Source organism: Occallatibacter sp., assembly GCF_049802275.1.
Lineage (GTDB): Bacteria > Acidobacteriota > Terriglobia > Terriglobales > Acidobacteriaceae > Telmatobacter.
In genome coordinates this window covers 1-4,905 of the sequence record NZ_JBARMD010000661.1, presented here as the reverse complement: position 1 = coordinate 4,905, position 4,905 = coordinate 1, and the positions used below count along the sequence as shown (strand labels likewise).

Below are 4,905 nucleotides of genomic sequence, written 5' to 3'. Positions count from 1 at the left end.
CTGCTCCTTTTTGGGAAACTGGAACACGATCGGGCTGGTTACGTCGTTGCCCGCGCCATTTGAGGCGAAGACTACCGGGATCGTGCCGGGAGGCATGTTCCACGCGAAGGCGAAGAGCGAGAAGAGGCCGGGTTTGCCGCCGGGCATCGGCCAGGAGCGATAGGACTGGTCGCCAACGCGCACTCCGGCAGAAGAGTAGGCGCCGGTTACGGTGAAGGTCGCGGTGTCGGCCATGCCCTGATAAAGGTAGTGCTGGTCAGAGTCGACGCTGACGGTGGGCGGCTGCGTCACCACTGTTACGTCGCGCTCGATGCGGGCGGATTTGTGCATCAGGCCGTTCGAGGTAGCCTCGACGATCAGCCTGGCCTTGCCGTCTTTGAGCTGCGGCGTGGTTTTGACGCCAACGGTGAAGTTCCAGGTCGACTCCTTCGCCTTCGACGGCTGCGCCATCTGCCAGACCGGATAGCTGGCGCCGTTCTGCTCGATCGTCGCAGAAGCGCTGCTGATTCCGCGCGGGTTCGTTGCATGAACCGTGATCGGTGTTGCCTGCCCGATGGTGCTTACCGGCGTCGGCAGGTCAATGGTGGGTGCCGAGGAGCAGCCCATCAGCATGGCGATGGGAATAAGGATGAAGAGCGGAAGGAAAAGCCGGACTTTGCGCACAACTCATTTTAGGTCGGCGAAGTTGTGGATCGCGTATATGGGTGTTTCCGAAAGAGTGACGTTTGGATGGCTAATCGCTCATCATGAAACGAATAGCGGGAGTGGAAACTGCGGCGATGATTGGCAGATAAGCCGGCAAACGGCAAATGCAACCATTTGGTTGCCCTCCCCTCTCCCCCCCCATACTCTGTGACGAATGTCCCCGGAATCATAGGTTTACGAGAGGGATACGGCCGTAAAGTCCTCCAAAGAAACGAACTTAGCTGCAGAGTCTTCTCGGCATGGGACTTAGAGGAGGGAGAGCAGGGTCCAGAGAACAGAGAGCACACCAGTGTGTGCAGGGTCGCCATGATGGTATTGTGCTCCGCGTACGGGAAATTACATGCAAATGGTCGAGGGAAATCGTCCGAGTGAATTCAAGAGCTTAGCTACGAAATGGCTCAAGGTGGCATTGACGACCAAAAAGATGAAGGCTGCTGGACGCCCCTCCCCGATCGGAATAGTCTTTGTTTTCGCGAGGAAGACAGATTGAACAGACGCAACTTTATCTCGACGAGCGCCGCAGTGACGGCTGCATTGGCGGCGGAGAACAGCACGATCACACGTGCATTCGCTGCGATAGATTCTGGAATGTCTGGCCGGCAGGATCCGAGGCGCCACCGCTTTGGCGTCAACTACACGCCTTCGCACAACTGGTGGTTCTGCTGGAACGACTGGAATTCTGACCCGATCAAACGGGACCTCGACGCGATTGCTGCGCTGGGAGCCGATCATCTGCGGATTCTGCTGATCTGGCCATTCTTCCAGCCGAATCCGAAATGGGTGAGCCCGGCACACCTTGAGCGACTCGATCAGCTCGTCACGCTGATGGGTGACCGGCACATGGATGCGCTGGTTACTGTTTTCACGGGGCAATTGAGCGGGTGGTACTTTCTGCCGCCGTTTCATCGGCAGTCAAATCTGTTTTTTACGGACCCGGTGACGCTGGAAGCACAAGAGCTTTTTGTACGCGAACTGAGCCGAACGCTCGCGCCTCACGAAAATGTAATCGGCTTCGATCTGGGCAATGAGATCAACACCTGCTGGAGCGCGAAGACCGCCGACGGGGACGCGTGGATGAAGCGGATGTTTGCGCTGATGAACGAAGCACTGCCGGGACGGCTGAATGTGAACGGTGTCGATCACTGGCCGTGGTTCAGCGACACAACATTCTCGCAGCAGGCTTTGATTGCGGATCAGCGCATGCCGGTGATGCATTGCTATCCCTTCTGGACCGGCGCGGTGAAATACGGTGGCCCGATGGACCCACCGAGCGTGAAGCTGCTGGCGGCGATGGCGGCTTTGATTCGCTCGTATGCAGGCACCCAGCAGAAGCCGGTGTGGGCAGGCGAATTCAATACCTGCATCAAGGAACTTACGGACGAACAGCAGGCGGAGTGGCTGGAGAAGGCGGTGCACGCGGCGATCGAGCAGGGTGTGAGCTGGTTCAGCTACTGGGATAGCCACGACGTCGACCGCAAATTCGATTTCAATCCGCTGGAGTACACGCTGGGACTGCTGACCAACGATGGGCGGGTGAAACCGGCGGGGCGGGTTTTCAAACAGCTTGCCGAAAGCTATCGGGGTAAGCAGGTGGTGTTTCCGACGGCGGCATTGCCTCCGCCGCCGAGCGAGAAGACAGTAGAGGCCTCGTGGCGGTGGATTTTGGATTGGCTGGGGTGGAAGGGGAAGGTATAGGGCGGGAGGCGGTGCGCGTTTCGTGGGAAGACTATTGTCCTTCGGCTAGGTTTCCGGGGATAACTCCCGAGTTGCCCACGTTCCGGCCCCGAACTCATTCTAGAAAGGCATCTTGCCCGTCACTTCGGCGATCTGTTCATGCAAGGGCAAATTCCATCAGCTTGATGTACGATGAGCGACCGCGCAAAAGTACGTTGGTCCTCCTTGACTCAAATCTTGCCGGCCTGCTCCAGCCTGTCTTCGTGAAGAAAGGAATCAAGAAATATGGAAGGAACTGGAAGAAAGTTGATGTTTCATGGAATGTGCCTGTTCCTGCTTGGTCTGTTAACCGGTTTCGCAGAGCAGCACTTTGCCAATGTGCGGATGGGGCTCGCGGCACATCTGGAAGGCGTGATGAATGGCATCTTTCTAGTTGGGTTGGGTGCCATTTGGACACACGTGAGACTGTCAGCGGCTGTCTCGACGATCGCATACTGGACCGTGCTTTATGGAACCTATGCAAATTGGTTTGTGACTGCACTCGCTGCAATCTTCGGAACTGCGGCCCTCTCCCCAATCACCGGGGCTGGCTACAGGGGACAACCTTGGCAAGAGACCGCTGTCACGGGTGGCTTCATGTTAGTCGGGATTGCAATCGTCCTCGCGTCTTCCCTGGTCCTTTGGGGTCTTCGCAAAGAGGCGGCGTGATGATCTGGAACTCCAAATGAAGATCCCAATCCCTGCGCTGGTCGTTCCAGTTGTTTGTCTCCTGCTTTATCTCTTCGTGCCCGGCTTGCGACGGCGCCCCTGGACGGCATTAAGAGTTGCAGGAGCGATCGTAGCGATTGCCGGGTATTTCCTGTTCGTTACTGCTCGCATTCAGTTGGGAAGGTCCTTCTCGGTCTCGCCTCAAGCGAAAGAACTTATCACGCACGGACTCTATTCGCGTATCCGCAATCCAATCTATGTGGGCGTTGGCGTGATGTGGCTTGGACTGATCGTGAGCCTCCACCTGTATTGGTTGTTCCTTCACGTTTGGACGGTGTGCGTGAAGCAAACTGAAGTCCGGGGGTCATGCATATTCCCGCTCAGAGTCAGGAGCATGTACGCCTAAACGATGTTCTCCTCCAGCTGCACCCTTCCCTCCCCACTCTCCGCAGCAGCTTGCGCCGCCTTGTTCGAATGGTTCACAGGTACTACGGCGCAGTCCGACTTCTCCAGTACGTGCATGTCCGTCGTGCGGCTTTGGGCCTTCACGGACCGGCCTTCGCATGATGCCAAAGGCGCACTGGAGGATGGTTAGGAGTCTTCAAAGGCAACTGCAGTCTTGCATGGCTCTTTGCGCCACCCGAGACCATGAAAACCGGGTGGGATCGTGCTTTCCCACCCTTGCTGCGCAAGGATGGACCACCCAGTTTTGATCGAGGTATGAGAATTTTCAGGGCAGATCCCTCCACTTCGGTCGGGATGACAACGATAAAGGGAATTCGAATAGATCCCTCCGCCTCGGTTGAGATGACAAGCGCCTGGCAATGACCACCCATGCGGAAATCAGCATTTTTGACTCGAACGGTCGCGACGAAAACCGCAGATGTTCATGGCGCGATGGGTCACCCGAAGAACATGAAAAATTAGAATAAGGTGGAGTCTCCGGGCCTAAAGGCCAGTGACCCAATACGCATGAGTTCAGCAGCCTGAAGGACTGCTGCTCCCTCCCTATTTGCAACCACCAATCGACGCTTGCTGTTGGAATTCTCAGGGCAGATTCGACAGACGCTTTTGGGGTGATGGTGAAGAGTCTTCAAAGACAACTGCAGATCCCTCCGCTTCGGTCGGGATGACAAGCGCTCTGGGGTTCCGGGCGATTCGTATTGACCGAGCTCTCCAGATCTACTGGAACGCTTGCCCGGCTGACTCCATGAGGATGCAGAAGGCCTGCGCTTCAGTGGAGATGCCGGGACGGTCGAAGTCGGGGGCGCTGCAGGCTCCCTGGACGAAGCCGTATTGATCCATCTTCGCGCGGGCTGCTGCGCGCATGCGGTCGGCTCGGGGGCGGTAGGTGGCGGGGAGCCACTGGTCGATGATTCCCTGATAGATGGAGAATGCGAGCATCTGCGCCAGGTTGGTTTCGACGAAGGTGTCGGGGCGATCGACGACGTTGTGGAAGAGGCCGTCGGGGCGCTGGTGTGCGAGGCAGCCGTCGATCACATCGCGGGCAAATGCAACCAGCTGGTTGCGATTATCTTTTTGATTTGGCGGCAAGCTGCGGATTACCTGCGCCAGTCCTGCGGTGGTCCAGCCATTGCCTCCGCCCCAGAAAGCAGGGTCAGTAAATTGATGTTTGCCGTCGTCCCAGATGTGCGCCATCAGCTTCTTTTCTGGATTGAACAGCAGCTTTCGATAGCCTTCGATCTGGAGCATTGCTTCGTCGTAGTGGCCCATTGCGGCCAGGAACGGAGGCGCGCCATTGATGCCGTCTGACCACATCTGGGGCGCTTCAAACGTGTGGTAGAGGATGCCGTCGGC

General features: G+C 57.2%; 4 protein-coding genes and 1 pseudogene. 3 read left to right on the top strand and 2 right to left on the bottom strand.

The window, feature by feature from the left end; genetic code table 11:
* Positions 1-663 (bottom strand): annotated as a pseudogene (locus WA354_RS22190) (M23 family metallopeptidase); the annotation flags it as partial.
* A 528-nt stretch (positions 664-1,191) separates the two neighbouring features.
* Here WA354_RS22190 and WA354_RS22185 point away from each other — a divergent pair.
* The 3 genes from WA354_RS22185 to WA354_RS22175 all read left to right on the top strand — a co-directional run bounded on the left by WA354_RS22185 (position 1,192) and on the right by WA354_RS22175 (position 3,493).
* Entirely contained in the window at positions 1,192-2,400 is a 1,209-nt protein-coding gene (locus WA354_RS22185; protein WP_472815203.1) for a glycoside hydrolase 5 family protein, read from the top strand.
* Positions 2,401-2,688: 288 nt separating this feature from the next.
* Positions 2,689-3,087 (top strand): hydrogenase, encoded by a 399-nt coding sequence (locus WA354_RS22180; protein WP_472815202.1) that lies wholly within the window; start codon positions 2,689-2,691, stop codon positions 3,085-3,087.
* Positions 3,088-3,103: 16 nt separating this feature from the next.
* Positions 3,104-3,493 (top strand): methyltransferase family protein, encoded by a 390-nt coding sequence (locus WA354_RS22175; RefSeq protein WP_472815201.1) that lies wholly within the window; start codon positions 3,104-3,106, stop codon positions 3,491-3,493.
* Positions 3,494-4,269: 776 nt separating this feature from the next.
* Here WA354_RS22175 and WA354_RS22170 read toward each other — a convergent pair.
* The coding region (locus tag WA354_RS22170) for a glycoside hydrolase family 88 protein (protein WP_472815200.1) at positions 4,270-4,905 on the bottom strand (636 nt) is incomplete at its 5' end.